This is a genomic window from Streptomyces sp. sk2.1 (assembly GCF_008120935.1).
GTDB lineage: Bacteria > Actinomycetota > Actinomycetes > Streptomycetales > Streptomycetaceae > Streptomyces.
The window spans coordinates 1-16,028 of sequence record NZ_RDBO01000002.1 but is presented as its reverse complement, the minus strand read 5'-3'; the positions used below and the strand labels follow the sequence as shown (position 1 = coordinate 16,028).

General features: G+C 73.1%; 13 protein-coding genes and 1 pseudogene. 10 read left to right on the top strand and 4 right to left on the bottom strand.

The genetic code is table 11. The features are described 5' to 3' along the window. Nucleotides 1-669 (top strand): annotated as a pseudogene (locus tag EAO76_RS00120) (Tellurium resistance); the annotation flags it as partial. Nucleotides 670-720: 51 nt separating this feature from the next. On the opposite strand, the gene EAO76_RS00115 reads toward EAO76_RS00120, so the two are convergent. Then, complete coding sequence (locus tag EAO76_RS00115; protein WP_148831907.1) at nt 721-1,893, bottom strand: glycosyltransferase; 1,173 nt, start codon at nt 1,891-1,893, stop codon at nt 721-723. A gap of 58 nt (nt 1,894-1,951) precedes the next feature. Between EAO76_RS00115 and EAO76_RS00110 the strand changes: the two genes are divergently transcribed. From EAO76_RS00110 to EAO76_RS00095, 4 genes are all read left to right on the top strand, one after another. Then, nucleotides 1,952-2,737: a glutamate racemase gene (locus tag EAO76_RS00110; RefSeq protein WP_262375185.1), complete on the top strand. Its 786-nt coding sequence runs from the start codon at nt 1,952-1,954 to the stop codon at nt 2,735-2,737. Nucleotides 2,738-2,797: 60 nt separating this feature from the next. Next, nucleotides 2,798-3,361 (top strand): hypothetical protein, encoded by a 564-nt coding sequence (locus tag EAO76_RS00105; protein WP_148831904.1) that lies wholly within the window; start codon nt 2,798-2,800, stop codon nt 3,359-3,361. 134 nt (nt 3,362-3,495) lie between these two features. Then, entirely contained in the window at nt 3,496-5,091 is a 1,596-nt protein-coding gene (gene lnt / locus EAO76_RS00100) for an apolipoprotein N-acyltransferase (RefSeq protein ID WP_148831902.1), read from the top strand. A 30-nt stretch (nt 5,092-5,121) separates the two neighbouring features. Beyond that, the gene (locus tag EAO76_RS00095) at nt 5,122-5,601 is read left to right on the top strand and encodes an NUDIX domain-containing protein (protein WP_148831899.1); all 480 of its coding nucleotides are present in this window, start codon (nt 5,122-5,124) and stop codon (nt 5,599-5,601) included. Nucleotides 5,602-5,694: 93 nt separating this feature from the next. On the opposite strand, the gene EAO76_RS00090 is transcribed toward EAO76_RS00095, so the two are convergent. Beyond that, entirely contained in the window at nt 5,695-8,085 is a 2,391-nt protein-coding gene (locus tag EAO76_RS00090; protein ID WP_148831896.1) for an excinuclease ABC subunit UvrA, read from the bottom strand. A gap of 595 nt (nt 8,086-8,680) precedes the next feature. Here EAO76_RS00090 and EAO76_RS00085 point away from each other — a divergent pair. Both EAO76_RS00085 and EAO76_RS00080 read left to right on the top strand, forming a co-directional pair. Beyond that, entirely contained in the window at nt 8,681-9,769 is a 1,089-nt protein-coding gene (locus EAO76_RS00085; protein ID WP_148831894.1) for a polyprenyl synthetase family protein, read from the top strand. Nucleotides 9,770-9,864: 95 nt separating this feature from the next. Beyond that, nucleotides 9,865-10,533, top strand: coding sequence for a PadR family transcriptional regulator (locus tag EAO76_RS00080; RefSeq protein WP_148831891.1), 669 nt, complete (start codon nt 9,865-9,867; stop codon nt 10,531-10,533). Between the two features lie 212 nt (nt 10,534-10,745). On the opposite strand, the gene EAO76_RS00075 is transcribed toward EAO76_RS00080, so the two are convergent. Continuing rightward, nucleotides 10,746-11,276 carry a GbsR/MarR family transcriptional regulator gene (locus EAO76_RS00075; RefSeq protein WP_148831888.1) on the bottom strand — a complete coding sequence of 177 codons (531 nt, stop codon included), beginning with the start codon at nt 11,274-11,276 and terminating at the stop codon, nt 10,746-10,748. Between the two features lie 100 nt (nt 11,277-11,376). Between EAO76_RS00075 and EAO76_RS00070 the strand changes: the two genes are divergently transcribed. The 3 genes from EAO76_RS00070 to EAO76_RS00060 are packed head-to-tail and all read left to right on the top strand — an operon-like array spanning nt 11,377 to nt 14,349. After that, nucleotides 11,377-12,303 carry an ABC transporter ATP-binding protein gene (locus EAO76_RS00070; protein WP_148831885.1) on the top strand — a complete coding sequence of 309 codons (927 nt, stop codon included), beginning with the start codon at nt 11,377-11,379 and terminating at the stop codon, nt 12,301-12,303. Next, on the top strand, nt 12,300-13,934 hold the full coding sequence (locus tag EAO76_RS00065; RefSeq protein ID WP_148831882.1) for an ABC transporter permease: 1,635 nt from the start codon (nt 12,300-12,302) through the stop codon (nt 13,932-13,934). The genes EAO76_RS00070 and EAO76_RS00065 overlap by 4 nt, the downstream gene beginning before the upstream one ends. A 25-nt stretch (nt 13,935-13,959) precedes the next feature. Next, nucleotides 13,960-14,349 (top strand): hypothetical protein, encoded by a 390-nt coding sequence (locus EAO76_RS00060; RefSeq protein ID WP_262375184.1) that lies wholly within the window; start codon nt 13,960-13,962, stop codon nt 14,347-14,349. A gap of 132 nt (nt 14,350-14,481) precedes the next feature. Here the strand turns inward: EAO76_RS00060 and EAO76_RS00055 are convergent, their stop codons facing one another. Further along, on the bottom strand, nt 14,482-15,711 hold the full coding sequence (locus EAO76_RS00055; protein WP_148831880.1) for a cytochrome P450: 1,230 nt from the start codon (nt 15,709-15,711) through the stop codon (nt 14,482-14,484). Nucleotides 15,712-16,028: the final 317 nt, after the last annotated feature.

The following is a 16,028-nucleotide window of genomic DNA, read 5'->3' as shown; positions in this document are numbered from 1 at the left end:
CCGCCGGCGGCACCGCCCGCACCCGCACCCGTCCGGCTGACCAAGGTGACCCTCACCAAGGACGCCCCCTCGGTCTCCCTCGCCAAGCAGGGCGGCACCTCGGGAGCGCTCCGGGTGAATCTCAACTGGGAAGTGCGCAAACAGTTCAAGGGCTGGGGAAGCAAGCTCGGCCGGGCCGTCGCCCAGCACTCGGACCTCGACCTCGATCTCTGCGCCCTCTACGAACTCACCGACGGGCGCAAGGGAGTCGTACAGGCGCTGGGGAACGCGTTCGGCGCGCTCCAGCACCCCCCCTACATCCATCTCGACGGGGACGACCGCACCGGCGCCGTGGCCACCGGTGAGAACCTCACGGTCAACCTCGACCACAAGAGCGAGCTCAGGCGCGTCCTGATCTTCGTCACGATCTACGAGGGCGCCCGGAGCTTCGCCGACCTCCACGCCACCGTCACCCTCCAGCCCCAGCACGGCGCACCGATCGACTTCTCGCTCGACGAATGCACCGTCCCGTCCACCGTCTGCGCCCTCGCGCTCCTCACCAACGACGGAGGGGACCTCACGGTGCAGCGCGAGGCCCGCTACCTCGTCCCCGAGCGGGGAGTGAGCCCGCAGCGCACCATCGACTACGCCTACGGGTGGGGCATGAACTGGACGCCCGGCCGTAAATGACCCCCCGAAGGCCCGGCCGGCCCTGCGGCTCCCGGCCGATGCCCCCTGCGCTCACCGGTCGGGCGCGGCCTCGGGACGGGCGTAGGTACGCCCCTTCCAGGCCGCGCCCCGGCCCCGGTGGTGCTGCACCGCCGAATCGACCGTCATCAGCAGGTACAGCGCGGCGGTGAACGGCAGCAGCGGCGCCCACCAGGGCGACTGCCGGTAGTGGGCCAGCATCGGCAGGTACGTCCCGGTCATCACCGCCCACGCGCCGCCGCCCGCCCACGCGGCCACCGGGTCGTCGCCCAGCAGCCCCGCGACGAGCGTCACCGGCGGCGCGAGATAGACCAGCGCGAGCCCCAGCACCGTCCCCAGGAGCAGCGCCGTGCTGTGCCGCAGCTGCGCGTACGCGCTCCGCGACACCATCCGCCACAGGTCCGCGAGCCGCGGGTACGGCCGCACGCTGTCCACCCGCTCGGCGAGCCCCAGCCAGATCCGCCCGCCGCCGCGCCGCACCGCGCGCGCCAGCGACACGTCGTCGATCACCGCCTGCCGGATCGACTCCGGAATCCGCGCCCGCTCCGCCGCCCCGGTCCGCAGCAGCACACAGCCACCGGCCGCCGCGGCCGTCCGCGCCCCGGCCCGGTTCACCCACCGGAACGGGTAGAGCTGCGAGAAGAAGTACACGAAGGCGGGCACGACCAGCCGCTCCCAGACGCTCGACACCCGCAGCCGGGCCATCTGCGAGACCAGGTCGTACTCGCCCGTCACGGCCGCGGCGACCAGCTCCCGCAGGCTGTCCGGCTCGTGCGCGATGTCCGCGTCCGTCAGCAGCAGGTACTCCGGATCCCGGGCCCGGGCCAGCTCGATGCCGTGCCGCACGGCCCACAGCTTGCCCGTCCAGCCGGGCTCCGGCTCACCGGGCGACACCACCGTCACCGGCAGCCCCCCGTACCGCACGGACAGCGCGCGGGCGACGTCCCCGGTGCCGTCCTCGCTGCAGTCGTCCACGAGGAAGACCTCGGCCCGGCCGGGGTAGTCCTGCGCCAGCAACGACGGCAGGCTCACCGGCAGCATGTCGGCCTCGTCACGCGCGGGGACCACGACCGCGACCGACGGCCAGTGGTCGGGAACCCCCCGACGGGGCAGCCGCTGGTCGGTCCGCCAGAAGAACCCCTGGCCCAGCAGCAGCCACACCCACGCGGTCAGCGAACCCACGGCGATCCAGGCAACGGCGCTCATTCGCCGCAGTCTGCCCCACCCGGACAAAACCGCAAGGGCGGTCGACTATGGTGACCGGGTGAAGATCGCGCTCATGGACTCCGGAATCGGCCTGCTCGCAGCGGCCGCCGCGATACGCCGACTGAGGCCCGACGCGGATCTGGTGCTCTCCTCCGACCCGGACGGCATGCCCTGGGGCCCCCGTACGCCCGAGTACGTGGCCGCCCACGCGCTCGACGTGGCCCGGGCCGCCGCCGCCCACCGGCCGGACGCGCTGATCGTCGCCTGCAACACGGCCTCCGTCCACGCCCTGCCGGCGCTGCGCGCCGCGCTCGAACCCGAGCTGCCGGTCATCGGCACGGTCCCCGCGATCAAGCCGTCCGTGGCGGGTGGCGGCCCCGTCGCGATCTGGGCCACGCCCGCCACCACCGGCAGCCCGTACCAGCACGGACTCATCCGCGAATTCGCCCGGTCCGTCGAGGTCACCGAGGTTCCCTGCCCCGGTCTCGCCGACGCCGTGCAGAACGCGGACGAGGCCGCGATCGACCGGACCGTCGCCGCGGCCGCCGCGCTCACCCCCCGCGACGTGCGGGCCGTCGTCCTGGGCTGCACCCACTACGAACTGGTCGCCGAGCGCATCCGCGCCGCCGTGCACCGGCCCGGCCTGCCGCCCGTCGAGCTGCACGGCTCGGCCGACGCGGTCGCCGCCCAGGCGTTGCGCCGGATCGGTGCCGGACCCGCTCCGTCGGCCGAACCCTCCACCGGTCTCACCGTGCTCCTCAGCGGACGCTCCACCGACCTGCCGGAAGCCGCCCTGGCCTACGCCGAGGGGCGTCTGCTGGGGGCCGTCAGCCCCGCCCGCTGACCCCTTTGGGGCCGTCGCTCCCACCTCCCGGCGTGCGGAATCCTGAGTACGCTGCTTGGCATGAGGGATCACCTCCGTACACCCCCGCACACCGGAACCGAATCCCGCTCCGACGTCTGGACCGGCCGGGCCACCAACCGGGCCCAGTGGGTGTTCGCGGTCGCGGGCGCGGCCTGTCTGGCGTTGGGCGTCCAGCTGGCCGTCAGCTCGAACTGGGCCTCGGGAATCGTTCCCCTGCTGATGTCCGTGGTCGGCTGCGTCGCCGCCGGACTGCTCATGCTGTTCGGAACGCTCGCCTTCGTGAACGTGGCCGTCCGGATCGACGGCGACGCCCTGGAGGTGCGCTGCGGCCACATGGGCCTGCCGCGCCGCCGGATCCTGCTCACCCACGTGGTGGGCGCGGAGTTCGTGCCCCGGGTCACCCCGCGCCAATGGGGCGGCTGGGGCTACCGCTGGCGCCCCGAACAGGGCACCGCCGTGGTCGTCCGCAGGGGCGAGGGGCTGGTGCTCCGCCTCGGGGACGGCCGGACGTTCACGATCACGGTCGACGACGCGGAGGCGGGCGTGCGCTTCATCCGTGAACGCCTGCACCTGCCGGCGAGCGGCGCGGCGGCCGGGGCCTGAACCACCGCGGACCCGCACCCGCTCCGGACGGGGCCCCGGCGCCCGGGTGAGTGCCGGAACGGCCCGGCGGAGCGGACCGCCCCGGGCGGGCGGGGGCTGCCGGACCCACAGCCGCCCACCGTAGACTCCGCCTGGTGAGCGCCACCATCACCCCAGTCGACGCCCCGCAGCCGGTGCCTGCGCCCGCGTCCCGGAAGTCACGTCTCGTACTGCGGCCCGCCGCCGCCGTGCTCTCGGGCGTACTGCTGTACCTGAGCTTTCCCCCGCGCCCCCTGTGGTGGCTGGTCCTGCCCGGGTTCGCCCTGCTCGGCTGGGTGCTGCACGGGCGCCGGCTCCGCGCCGGCTTCGGACTCGGCCTGCTCGCCGGGCTGGGCTTCATGCTGCCGCTGCTGCACTGGACGGGCGAGGAGGTCGGTCCGGTGCCGTGGCTGGCGCTCGCCGCGGCGGAGGCGCTGTTCATCGCGGCCGGCTGCGCCGGGATCGCCGCCGTCTCCCGGCTGTCCTGGTGGCCGGTGTGGGCCGCCGCGGTCTGGGCGCTCGACGAGGCGGTCCGGGCCCGGGTGCCGTTCGGCGGCTTCCCCTGGGGGAAGATCGCGTTCGGGCAGGCGGACGGTGTGTTCCTGCCGCTCGCGGCGGTCGGCGGCACACCGCTGCTCTCCTTCGCGGTGGTGCTGTGCGGCTTCGGGCTCTGCGAGGCGGCGCGCCAGTTCCTGGCCCGTCGCGGCACCGGGCAGGTGTCCCGGACGGCCGTCGCGGCCGCGGCCGTGAGCGTCGTCGTCCCCGTCGCCTCCGCCTTCGCCGCGCTGCCGCTCGTCGACGACTCGGCCGAGGACGGCACCGCGACCGTCGCCGCGATCCAGGGCAACGTGCCCCGGCTCGGACTCGACTTCAACGCCCAGCGCCGCGCGGTCCTGGACAACCACGTGAACCGTACGGAGCAGCTGGCCCGGGACGTGAAGGCCGGCAAGGTCCCGCAGCCGGACCTCGTCCTGTGGCCGGAGAACTCCTCCGACCTCGACCCCTACCGCAACGCCGACGCCCGGATCCTGATCGACGAAGCGGTGCGGGCGATCGGCGCGCCCACCGTGATCGGCGCGGTGCTCGAACCCGAGTCCGACACCGCCAAGCTGCGCAACACCCTCATCGAGTGGGACCCGCGGCGCGGCCCGGTCGACACGTACGACAAGCGCCACATCCAGCCGTTCGGCGAGTACATGCCGATGCGGTCCGTCGCGCGTGTCTTCAGCTCGGACGTGGACCGGGTGCGGCGCGACTTCGGGCCCGGCAAGAAGGTCGGCGTCTTCGACCTGGCGGGCACCCGGGTGGGGCTCGTGACCTGCTACGAGGCCGCGTTCGACGACGCCGTCCGCGACACGGTCACGCACGGCGGGCAGCTGATCGCCGTACCCAGCAACAACGCCACCTTCGGCCGCAGCGAGATGACCTACCAGCAGCTGGCCATGTCCCGGGTGCGGGCGGTCGAGCACAGCAGGTCCGTCGTCGTCCCCGTCACCAGCGGGGTCAGCGCGATCATCCGCCCGGACGGGGAGGTCGTCGAGCAGACGAAGCTGTTCACCCCGGACGCGCTCGTGGACGAGGTGCCGCTGCGGTCCTCGCAGACGCCCGCGACCCGGATGGGCGCGCTGCCCGAGGGCGTCCTCGTGCTGATCGCCGCGGCCGGGCTCGGCCTGGTCGCCCTCCGCGCGGTGCGGCAGCGCCGCAGCAGGTGAGCGACCCTTCGCACCGCGTAGGGTCGCCCCATGGCCATTCCTGAGTTCATCCGCGAGATCCGCGCCACCGCGGGCCGGCAGCTGCTCCTGCTGCCGGGCGTCACCGCCGTCGTCTTCGACGACGAGGGCAGAGTGCTCCTCGGCCGCCGTGCCGACACCGGCAAGTGGTCGGTCATCGGCGGCATCTGCGAGCCGGGCGAACAGCCGGCGGCGACGGCGGAGCGCGAGGTGTACGAGGAGACCGCCGTGCACTGCGTGGCGGAACGGGTGGTGCTCACCCAGGCCCTGGAACCGGTGCAGTACGCCAACGGCGACCGCTGCCAGTACCTGGACGTCACCTTCCGCTGCCGGGCGACGGGCGGGCAGGCGCGGGTCAACGACGACGAGTCGCTGGAGGTGGGCTGGTTCGAGGTGGACGCGCTGCCCCCGCTGAACGAGTTCGCGCTCTTCCGGATCAAGAAGTCGCTGGCGGACGAACCCACCTGGTTCGAACCCACCGGACAGCGGTGAATCCCGGGGTCCGCCGTCCGGCCCGGACGGCGGACCCCGGCCCCGACCGCTCGTACCGGCCGCCCGGACCCGTTCCGGGCGGCCGGTGCCGGTTCAGCCGCCCACGTAGGCCGCGAGGTGCTCGCCGGTGAGGGTGGAGCGCGCGGCGACCAGGTCCGCGGGGGTCCCCTCGAAGACGATCCGGCCGCCGTCGTGACCCGCGCCGGGGCCGAGGTCGACGATCCAGTCGGCGTGCGCCATGACCGCCTGGTGGTGCTCGACGACGACCACCGACTTGCCGGAGTCGACGAGCCGGTCGAGCAGGCCGAGCAGCTGCTCGACATCGGCGAGGTGCAGCCCCGTGGTCGGCTCGTCGAGGACGTAGACACCACCCTTCTCGGACATGTGCGTGGCCAGCTTGAGCCGCTGCCGCTCGCCGCCGGACAGGGTGGTGAGCGGCTGACCCAGACCGAGGTAGCCCAGGCCGACGTCCACGAGGCGTTCCAGGATCTTGTGCGCCGCCGGGATGCGGGCCTCACCGGTGCCGAGGAACTCCTCGGCCTCGGTCACGGACATGGCGAGCACCTCGCTGATGTCCCGGCCGCCCAGGCGGTACTCCAGCACCGATGCCTGGAACCGCCTCCCCTCGCACTCCTCGCAGGTGGTGGCGACGCCGGCCATCATCGCCAGGTCGGTGTAGATGACCCCGGCGCCCTTGCAGTTGAGACAGGCCCCCTCGGAATTGGCGCTGAACAGGGCCGGCTTGACGCCGTTGGCCTTCGCGAATGCCTTGCGGACCGGGTCGAGCAGCCCGGTGTACGTCGCCGGGTTGCTCCGCCGGGAGCCGCGGATCGGACTCTGGTCGATCGACACCACACCCGCACCGGCCGGGATCGACCCGTGCACGAGGGAACTCTTCCCGGAGCCCGCGACACCGGTGACGACGCACAGCACCCCGAGCGGGATGTCGACGTCGACGTCCTGGAGGTTGTGCGCCGTCGCGCCGCGGATTTCGAGCGCGCCGGTGGACGTCCGCACCTTCTCCTTGAGGCGGGCGCGGTCGTCGAAGTGGCGGCCCGTGCGGGTGCCGCCGGTCCGCAGTCCCTCGACGGTGCCCTCGAAGCAGATGGTGCCGCCCTCCGTACCGGCACCCGGCCCGAGGTCGACCACGTGGTCGGCGATCGCGATCGTCTCCGGCTTGTGCTCCACCACCAGTACCGTGTTGCCCTTGTCCCGCAGCCGCAGCAGCAGGTTGTTCATCCGCTGGATGTCATGGGGGTGCAGCCCCGCGGTGGGCTCGTCGAAGACGTAGGTGATGTCGGTGAGCGGGGATCCGAGGTGGCGGATCATCTTGACGCGCTGCGCCTCGCCGCCCGACAGCGTGCCCGCGGACCGGTCGAGCGAGAGGTAGCCCAGCCCGATCTCCACGAACGAGTCGAGGGTCTGCCGCAGCGTCGCGAGCAGCGGCGCCACCGACGGCTCGTCCAGCCCGCGGACCCATTCGGCCAGGTCGCGGATCTCCATCGCGCACGCGTCGGCGATGGAGATCGCGCCGATCCGGGAGGACCGGGCCCCCTCGCCGAGCCGGGTCCCGTCGCACTCGGGGCAGGTGGTGAAGGTGACCGCCCGGTCCACGAACTCCCGGATGTGCGGCTGCATCGCCTCCCTGTCCTTGGACAGGAACGACTTCTGGATCTTGGGGATGAGCCCCTCGTAGGTGAGGTTCACGCCCTCGACCTTCACCTTGGTCGGCTCCCGGTGGAGGAAGTCCCGCATCTCCTGCTCGGTGAACTCGCGGATCGGCTTGTCCGGGTCGAGGAAGCCCGACTCGGCGTAGACCCGCACGGTCCAGAAGCTCTCCGACTTCCAGCCGGGGATGGTGAACGCGCCCTCGGAGAGCGACTTGGAGTCGTCGTAGAGCTGGGTGAGGTCGATGTCGGAGACCGAGCCCCGGCCCTCGCAGCGCGTGCACATGCCGCCGGTGCGGCTGAAGGTCGCCTTCACCGCCTTCTTGGCGCCGCGCTCGACGGTGATCGCACCGCTCGCCCGGACCGAGGGGACGTTGAAGGCGTACGCGCCGGGCGGGCCGATGTGCGGCTGCGCGAGTCGGCTGAAGAGGATGCGCAGCATCGCGTTGGCGTCGGTGGCGGTGCCGACCGTGGAACGCGGATCGGCACCCATCCGCTGCTGGTCGACGATGATCGCGGTGGTCAGCCCTTCGAGCACGTCGACGTCGGGCCGGTCCGGCGTCGGCATGAAGCCCTGCACGAAGGCGCTGTAGGTCTCGTTGATCAGCCGTTGCGACTCCGCGGCGATCGTGTCGAACACCAGCGAGCTCTTGCCCGAGCCGGAGACGCCGGTGAACACCGTCAGCCGGCGCTTGGGGATCTCGATGCTGACGTCCTTGAGGTTGTTCTCGCGCGCGCCGTGCACGCGGATCACCTCATGGCTGTCGGCGGCGTGCGACGCGGGCGACGGGGTGTCCGTCCTCGTGGCCGTGCTCATCGTGTCTCCATCCGTCGCGGGACCGCCCTCGCGGTCCCGTGGGTGTTCGTACGGCCCGAGCGGTTCCGGGCGGTGCGTCCCGCTCCTCCGCGCCGGTTCGGGCGCGGCGGCGGGTGGTCTTCCGTGTGATCGGCGGGGCGGGCCGGGGCGGGGCCCGTGGCCCGGTCGTGCGGCGCGCCCCGGGGGCCGGACCGGGCGACGGCCGCGGTGCGTCGTGCTCGCGGCCGGGCGGCCCGTCCGCCTCGCGCCCGGCGGGGTCGCGGCAGGGTAACACCCGGTGCGCGGCCTCCGGTTCGTGAACCGGGACTCACGGTCCGCGGCGCCGGGCGGGTGCCGCTGCGCGGCCGCCGACGGCGGTGCGGTGCTGCGGGAGGTCGGTGTCCATGTGCCTCACGCTACGGGCCGGGCGGCGGGGACGCTTCTTCGTTCCTGATCGATCGCGCCCCGCCTCCCGCCGCGGGTTCCCGCTCCCGTCCCCGGCCGCCGCCCGGTGCGCCTCCTGAGACAATCGCGTCCCCGACGCACGCGCCGTCGTACGGCACTCCCGCGCGTCCGCGCGCACGTCACCCGCCCCTCACGCAGGAGAACACCCGTCATGACCGACACCGCCGGCTTCGGCGAGGTACTGAAGCGCGCCGCCGGACACGAGCGCCGTTTCACCGCGCTCTTCGAGGAGTACTTCGACACGTTGGGCACCCGGCTCGACGCGCCGTCGTTCAGCCGCTTCACGCCGGAGTGCGTCCGGCTGCTGCGGGACCTGTCCCTGCGCGGCGGCAAGCGGATGCGGGTGGTCCTGCTCCACGAGGCGGCCCGGCTGGTGACCCCCGAACCGGTCGCGGGGCTGGACGCCGCCGCGCTGAGCATCGAACTGCTGCAGACCCACGGCCTGGTGCACGACGACCTCATCGACGACAGCCCCACCCGCCGGGACGGCCCCTCCACCTACTACGCCTACCGCGAGCGGTTCCCCGGGCACCCGCAGGCGGCGATCGGCCTGACCGTGCTCGCGGGCGACCTGGCCCTGGCCCTGTGCCTGCGGGTGCTCCTGGAGGCCGAACTGCCCGTACCGGTACGCCAGGCCATGGTCGAGGTGCAGACGCGGGCGGCGGCCGACACCTTCGTGGGCCAGATCGTCGACCTGGAACGCGACTTCATCACCACCGTCCCCGACGAGGACGTCCTGCACGGCGTGGCCGACTACAAGACCGCCCGCTACTCCCTGCTCGCCCCCCTCCAGCTCGGGCTCCTGGCGGCGGGGGAGCGGCCGGAGCGCTTCGACGAGGAACTGCGCGGCTACGCGCGGCTGGTCGGGATCAGCGGGCAGATGCGCGACGACTACCTGGACCTGTTCGGGGACGCGGCCGTCATGGGCAAGCCGACCGGCACCGACATCCGGGACGGCCGGCGCAGCTACACCGTCGGCGCCCTGCTGTCCGCCACCGACGGCGCCGACCGGGACCTGGTGGAGGCCGCGCTCGGCGACCGGTCCTGCACGCCGGAGACCATCGCCGCCGTACGGGAGATCGGCGAGCGCAGCGGGGCGGCGGCCCGGATGCGGGCGGACATGCGGCGCCACGCGGAGCAGGCGTCCCGGGTGGCCGCCGGCTGGCGGCCCCGGTGGCGCGAGGAGGCGGTCGCCTTCTTCGAGCGGCTGCCGGTGTGGAGCGTCGAGCGGGCCATGTGACCGGCGAGGGCGCGGGTTCCGTCGCCCGGGTGAGTCGCGTCTCACCCGGGCGGCCCGACTTGTCCATGCAACGAGTTGCATAGAAAGATCGGGGCATGGCGATCGAACACGCGATCCTGGTGTCCCTGCTGGAGAAGCCCGGCTCCGGCTATGAGCTGTCCCGGCGGTTCGAGCGGTCCATCGGGTACTTCTGGACCGCCACCCACCAGCAGATCTACCGCGTGCTCAAGCGCATGGAGGGCGACGGCTGGGTCGAGGTCCGGGAGGTGCCGCAGGAGGGCCGTCCGGACAAGAAGGAGTACTCCGTCGCCGCCCCCGGGCGGGCCGCCCTCTCGCAGTGGCTGCACGAGCCGATCGAACCCGAGAGCGTCCGGCACGACCTCGCCGTGAAGATCAGGGGATCGGCCTTCGACGACCCGGCCGCGCTGATCCGCGAGGTGCGGCGGTACCGGCAGGTGCACGCCGAGCGGCTCGCCCACTACCTCGCTGGCGAGGAACGCGACTTCACGGGAGTGCGGGCGCCCGACCCGGCTTCCCCCGACACCGCCCCGTCGGGCACCGCCCCGTCGGGCACCGGCCCGTCGGGCACCGATCCGTCCGGGCCCGATCCGTCCGGCACGACCCCGTCCGGTGCCGGTCCGCTCGACGCGGGGCGGGAGCTCCAGCACGTCGTGCTGCGCGGCGGCATCGCGTACGAGCGGATGACGCTCACCTGGCTCGACGACGTCCTCGCCACGCTTCACCGGCTCGGCCCCGAGCACTGAGCCACCCCCTCGCGACCGGTAGTCCTCGATCAGCTTGCCCTTGCGCTCGGAATCGGGCTCGGCTCGGAATCGGGCTCGGCTCGGAATCGGGCTCGGCTCGGAATCGGGCTCGGCTCGGAATCGGGCTCGGCTCGGAATCGGGCTCGGCTCGGAATCGGGCTCGGCTCGGAATCGGGCTCGGCTCGGAATCGGGCTCGGAATCGGGCTCGGGGTCAGCCCTGGGGGAGGCTGTCGCGGGCCGGAAGGCCGAGCGTCTTGCGGTGCTCGCGCCAGCGATCCATCATTCCGACCAGCTCCGCCTGCAGGAACTCGAAGAACGCCACCGTCTCGGCGAGGCGGGCCCCGGCCGGGGTGTCCTCGCCCAGGGTGCGGACGCCTTCCTTGAGGGTGCTCTCCCAGCGGGTCAGCACCCGGTCGCGGTTGGCGAAGGTGGTGTACCAGACCTCGTCGTGCAGCCGGTAGCGGTCGCGGCGCGAGCCCGGCTCGCGCTCCCGGCCGACCATGCTGACCTGCGTGAGGTAGTTGATCGCGCCGGACACGGCCGCCGGGCTGATCTGCAGCGCCATGGCCAGCTCGGCGGAGGTCATGGAGCCGTCGTCGTCCGCGAGGAGCGCGGCGAACACCCGGGCCGCCATCCGCTGCATCCCGGCCTCGGTCATCTCGGACGCGAACCGCTCCACGAACCGCGACACGGCCTCCGCGTCACGCCCGGAGCGCACGTCCTGCTCGGTTTCGCTGGTCATCGTCCGATCGTCTCCCCTGTTTTCCCGGCCTCCGCCGCGCCCCCAACTTTATACGCTTCCTTAACTTCACAAATTTGTGAAAGTAGCGTACGTTCAAAACATGGAGAAGGCAATCACGGTGGCCGGACTGCACAAGTCGTTCGGTCGGACACATGCGTTGGACGGCCTCGACCTCACGGTCGAGACCGGTGAGGTCCACGGCTTCCTCGGGCCCAACGGATCGGGGAAGTCCACCACCATCCGGGTGCTGCTGGGCCTGCTGCGGGCGGACTCGGGCGCCGCTCGGCTCCTCGGCCGCGACCCGTGGGCCGACGCGGTCGAGCTGCACCGGAGAGTGGCGTACGTCCCGGGTGACGTCACGCTGTGGCGCAACCTCTCCGGGGGCGAGGTCATCGACCTGTACGGGCGGCTGCGCGGCGGTCTCGACCGGACCCGGCGCGCCGACCTCGTCGACCGGTTCGAGCTGGACCCGACCAAGAAGGGGCGGACGTACTCCAAGGGGAACCGGCAGAAGGTCGCCCTCGTCGCCGCGTTCGCCTCCGACGTGGACCTGCTGATCCTGGACGAGCCGACCAGCGGCCTCGATCCGCTGATGGAGGAGGTCTTCCAGGACTGCGTCGCCGAGGAGCGGGCGCGCGGGCGGACGGTCCTGCTGTCCAGCCACATCCTCAGCGAGGTCGAATCGCTCTGCGACCGGGTGAGCATCATCCGGCAGGGGCGGACGGTGGAGTCGGGTTCGCTGGCGGACATGCGCCATCTGACGCGCACGAACATCAGCGCCGAGCTGGCCGGCGCGCCGAACGGGCTCGCGCAGCTGCCCGGTGTCCACGACCTCGACGTCCAGGGCCTGCGGGTCACGCTCCAGGTCGACACGGACAAGCTGGACGCCGTCCTCAGATCGCTCTCCGCGTCGGGGGTGCGGACGCTGACCAGCACCCCGCCCACGCTGGAGGAGCTGTTCCTGCGTCACTACGCGACGGCCGACCCGGCCCGCGGCGACGAGGGCGCGGGGGTGGCGGCGCGATGACTGCCGTGACCATGACCTCCCCGGCCGACGCCCGGCGCCGGACCCGGTCCGGGAGCGGGCGGCTCGCCGGCACGGGGACGCTGCTGCGGCTCGCCCTGCGCCGCGACCGGATCATCATGCCGATCTGGGTGCTCGTGCTCGGCGGTTCCTTCTCGTCCGTCGGGAAGTCCCTCGCCTCGCTGTACGACACCGCCGGCCGACGTGCCGAGCTCGCCGCGTCGATGAACGGCAACAGCTCGCTCCGGGCGATGTACGGACCGGTCTTCGACGACTCCGTCGGCGGGCTCGTCAGCTGGCGGATGGTCGCCTTCGGCGCCGCGCTGGCGGCCGTGATGAATCTGATCGTCGTCGTCCGGCACACCCGTGAGGAGGAGGAGACCGGCCGCCAGGAGATGCTCTCCTCGGCGATGGTGGGGCGCCTCGCCCCGCTGACCGCCGCGCTCCTCGCCGCGGTGATCGCCGACGCGGCGCTGGCGCTGGTGATCGTGGCGGGCATGGCCGGGTCCGGTGCGGGCGGCGCGGGGGCGGTGGCGCTGGCCCTGGCGGTCGCCGGGGTCGGGATGCTGTTCGCCTGCACCGCCGCGATCGCCGCGCAGTTCACCGAGAGCGCCCGGCTCGCGAAGGGGCTCACGGCCGCGGTGATCGGTGCCGCGTTCGTGCTGAAGGCGGCGGGCGACTCGGCGACGGACGACGGTTCGTCGGTGCTGACCTGGCTCTCCCCCATCGGCTGGGCGGAGAACGTGCGCGCCTACGCGGACGAACGCTGGTGGGTGCTGCTCGCCGTCGCGGCGGCGATCGCGGTCCAGGCCGCCGTCGCGTACGCCCTGACCGGGCGGCGGGACGTCGGCATGAGCTTCCTGGCGACCCGGCCGGGGCCCGCGGAGGGCCGGATCTCCACGGCGTTCGGCCTCGCGCTGCGGCTCCAGCGCGGTGCGCTGATCGGGTGGACGCTGGCCTTCGCCGCGGTCGGGGTCGTCTTCGGCGGGCTGACCGGCGGGGCGGCCGATCTCGTCGGGGACAACGAGAAGACGAGGGAGATCTTCGAGCGGATGGGCGGCCAGGCCGGTCTGACCGACGCGTTCCTCGCCGCGATGGTCTCGATGCTGGGGATGGTCGCGGCGCTGTACGTCGTCGCGTCGGCGCTGAGACCGCACGGCGAGGAGACCACCGGCCGCGCCGAACCGGTGCTGGCGGCCGGGGTGGGCCGGATCGGGTGGGCGGCCGGTCATCTGGTCATCGCGTTCGGCGGCGCTGCCCTGCTCATGGTGGTCGGCGGCCTCGGCCTGGCCGCCGGTTACGGACACGACCTCCCGGCCGTGCTGGGCGCGGCACTGGTCCAGCTCCCGGCGATCTGGCTGCTGGGCGGGGTGACGGTCCTGCTGTACGGGGTGCTCCCGAAGGCGGCAGCGGCGGCCTGGGGGGTGGCCGGGGTCTGTCTGGCGCTGGGGTGGCTCGGCCCGGCCATCGATGTTCCGCAGGCGGTGATGAACGTGTCGCCGTTCACGCACCTGCCCAAACTGCCGGGGGGCACGGGAATGGAGTGGGGCCCGGTGTTCGCGCTCACCGCCGTCGCGGTGGTGCTGACCGGGGCGGGCCTGGGCGCGCTGAGACGACGCGACGTGCTGAGCTGAGCCGGGGCGGGGCTCCGGACGGGCCGTGGTGGGAACCTTCCTGCGGATCGGTCGCGTCCCCTCCTCCATGGAGAGCCAAAGCCGCGCGGAGAACCGGAACGAAGCCATCCGTGGGGTCGTCGGGTGCGTGGCCGCCGCCGCGGGCGGGGCCGCCGGGATGCTCGCCTGGGCCCCCTACGGACGGCACGGCATCTTCGGCGGCTTCGAGGGCACGTCGGAGTGGAACGTGCTCTGGTTCGGGCTCCCGGTCATGACACTCGGCGGCGTCGCGGCCGGGATCACCCTCTTCGCCCTCGCCCGGCGCAAGTGGCGGCAGGCACTCGGAGCGGCGGTGGTTCTTGCCGCACTCGCCGGTTTCGGAGTGGTGTTCGACGTACTGGAAGGTCCGCCCCTGAGCTGCGGCCCGGGGTGCTGAGCCGTAGGGGACGGAGCAAGGAGCCCGGGCGGGGCAGGGCTCCGGGAAGAGCAAAGCGCCAGAAGGGGCAAGGCTCCGGGAGGGGCGAAGGGCCGCCGAACGCGATGACCAGATGACCGGCCCTTCGCCCCGTCACAGCTCCACGCGGAGTTCCTTCAGGCCCCTGATCACGTAGCCCGGGTTCCACTCCGGTTCGGCCACCAGCCGCATGTCCGGGGCGCGGCGCAGCAGTTCGCCGAAGGAGGCGGCGAGTTCGACGCGGGCCAGCGGGGCTCCCAGGCAGAAGTGGATGCCCGCTCCGAAGGTGATGTGCGGGTTGTCACGCCGGGCCAGGTCCAGGGTGTCCGGATCGGTGAAGCGGGCCGGGTCACGGTTCGCGGAGCCGAAGAGCAGGGCGACCTCCGAGCCGCGCGGAATGACCGTGCCGTCGATCTCGATGTCGTCGAGGACCCAGCGCTCGAACATCTGCAGCGGGGTGTCGTACCGCATCAGCTCCTCGATCGCCGTCGGCAGCAGCCCGTGGTCGGCGCGCAGGGCGGCCAGCTGCTCGGGGTGGCGCAGCAGCGTCCACCAGCCGTTCACCGTGGTGTTGACGGTCGCCTCGTGACCGGCGTTCAGCAGAAGCACACAGGTGGAGATCATCTCCTGCTCGCTCAGCCGCTCCCCCTCGTCGTGGGCGGCGATGAGCGCGGAGATCAGGTCCGTACCGGGGTTCCTGCGCCGCTCCTCGATCAGCTCGCGCAGGTACGCGGAGAAGTCGAGCGAGGCACGGACGGCGGCCCGTGCGGTCTCGTCGGACGGGTTCAGTTCGAACATGCCGCAGATCGCCGCGGACCAGGGCCGCAGCGGGGCCCGGTCGGACTCCGGGATGCCGAGCATCTCGGCGATGACGGCCACGGGCAGCGGTTCGGCGACGGCCGTGAGCAGGTCGCCGCCGCCCGCCTCGACGAAGGAGTCGACCAGTTCGGCGGCCAGTCGCCGCACGGTCGGGACGAGCTGTTCGACCGTGCGCGGTGTGAACGCCTTGGAGACCAGGCGCCGGATGCGGGTGTGGTCGGGGGCCTCCAGGTCGAGGAGCCCCTGCCCGTTGAGGGTGTGGAACGGCTCGTGCTCGGCGGGCGGCGGGGTGCGGCCGAACTCCTCGTGGGTGAAGCGGTGCAGGTACGTGCGGCCCAGTCGGCGGTCGCGCAGCAGCGCGGACACGTCGGCGTGATGCGGGACGAGCCACTGGTCGGTCGGCTCGAAACGGTGCACCCGGCCGGCGGCCCGCAGAGCGGCGTAGGCGGGGTACGGGTCGGCGACGAAGGCCGGGGACCAGGGGTCGAAGCGGGCATCGGCCGCGGAAGGGAAGGACGGGTGCATGGTCGGACGCTAACCGGACCCGGCACCCGCCGACCACCCGCCCGGACCTGACCGGCTCCCGTCCGCGCCCGGCTGGCTCCCGTCCGCGCCCGGCCGGCCACCGCCCGGACCTGGCCGGCTCCTGCCCGCACCGGGTCGGCTCCTGCCTGGCCTCGCCCGGCTCCCGCCCGGATCGGGCCGCCGGCCGGGTGCACCGTTTCGAGCCGACCGACCAGTGGCTCGTCCCGCATCACGCCGACGTGTCCGCGCTGCTGCGCGACCGCCGACTGGGCCGCACGTACCTGCACCGCTTCACCCACGAGGAGTTCGGCCGCACC

Excerpts from the sequence above, each read along its gene's own strand:
- EAO76_RS00115 (WP_148831907.1), bottom strand. The coding sequence starts at position 1,893 with ATGAGCGCCGTTGCCTGGATCGCCGTGGGTTCGCTGACCGCGTGGGTG.
- EAO76_RS00105 (WP_148831904.1), top strand. The coding sequence starts at position 2,798 with ATGAGGGATCACCTCCGTACACCCCCGCACACCGGAACCGAATCCCGC.
- EAO76_RS00095 (WP_148831899.1), top strand. The coding sequence starts at position 5,122 with ATGGCCATTCCTGAGTTCATCCGCGAGATCCGCGCCACCGCGGGCCGG.
- EAO76_RS00090 (WP_148831896.1), bottom strand. The coding sequence starts at position 8,085 with ATGAGCACGGCCACGAGGACGGACACCCCGTCGCCCGCGTCGCACGCC.
- EAO76_RS00085 (WP_148831894.1), top strand. The coding sequence starts at position 8,681 with ATGACCGACACCGCCGGCTTCGGCGAGGTACTGAAGCGCGCCGCCGGA.
- EAO76_RS00080 (WP_148831891.1), top strand. The coding sequence starts at position 9,865 with ATGGCGATCGAACACGCGATCCTGGTGTCCCTGCTGGAGAAGCCCGGC.
- EAO76_RS00075 (WP_148831888.1), bottom strand. The coding sequence starts at position 11,276 with ATGACCAGCGAAACCGAGCAGGACGTGCGCTCCGGGCGTGACGCGGAG.
- EAO76_RS00070 (WP_148831885.1), top strand. The coding sequence starts at position 11,377 with ATGGAGAAGGCAATCACGGTGGCCGGACTGCACAAGTCGTTCGGTCGG.
- EAO76_RS00065 (WP_148831882.1), top strand. The coding sequence starts at position 12,300 with ATGACTGCCGTGACCATGACCTCCCCGGCCGACGCCCGGCGCCGGACC.
- EAO76_RS00055 (WP_148831880.1), bottom strand. The coding sequence starts at position 15,711 with ATGCACCCGTCCTTCCCTTCCGCGGCCGATGCCCGCTTCGACCCCTGG.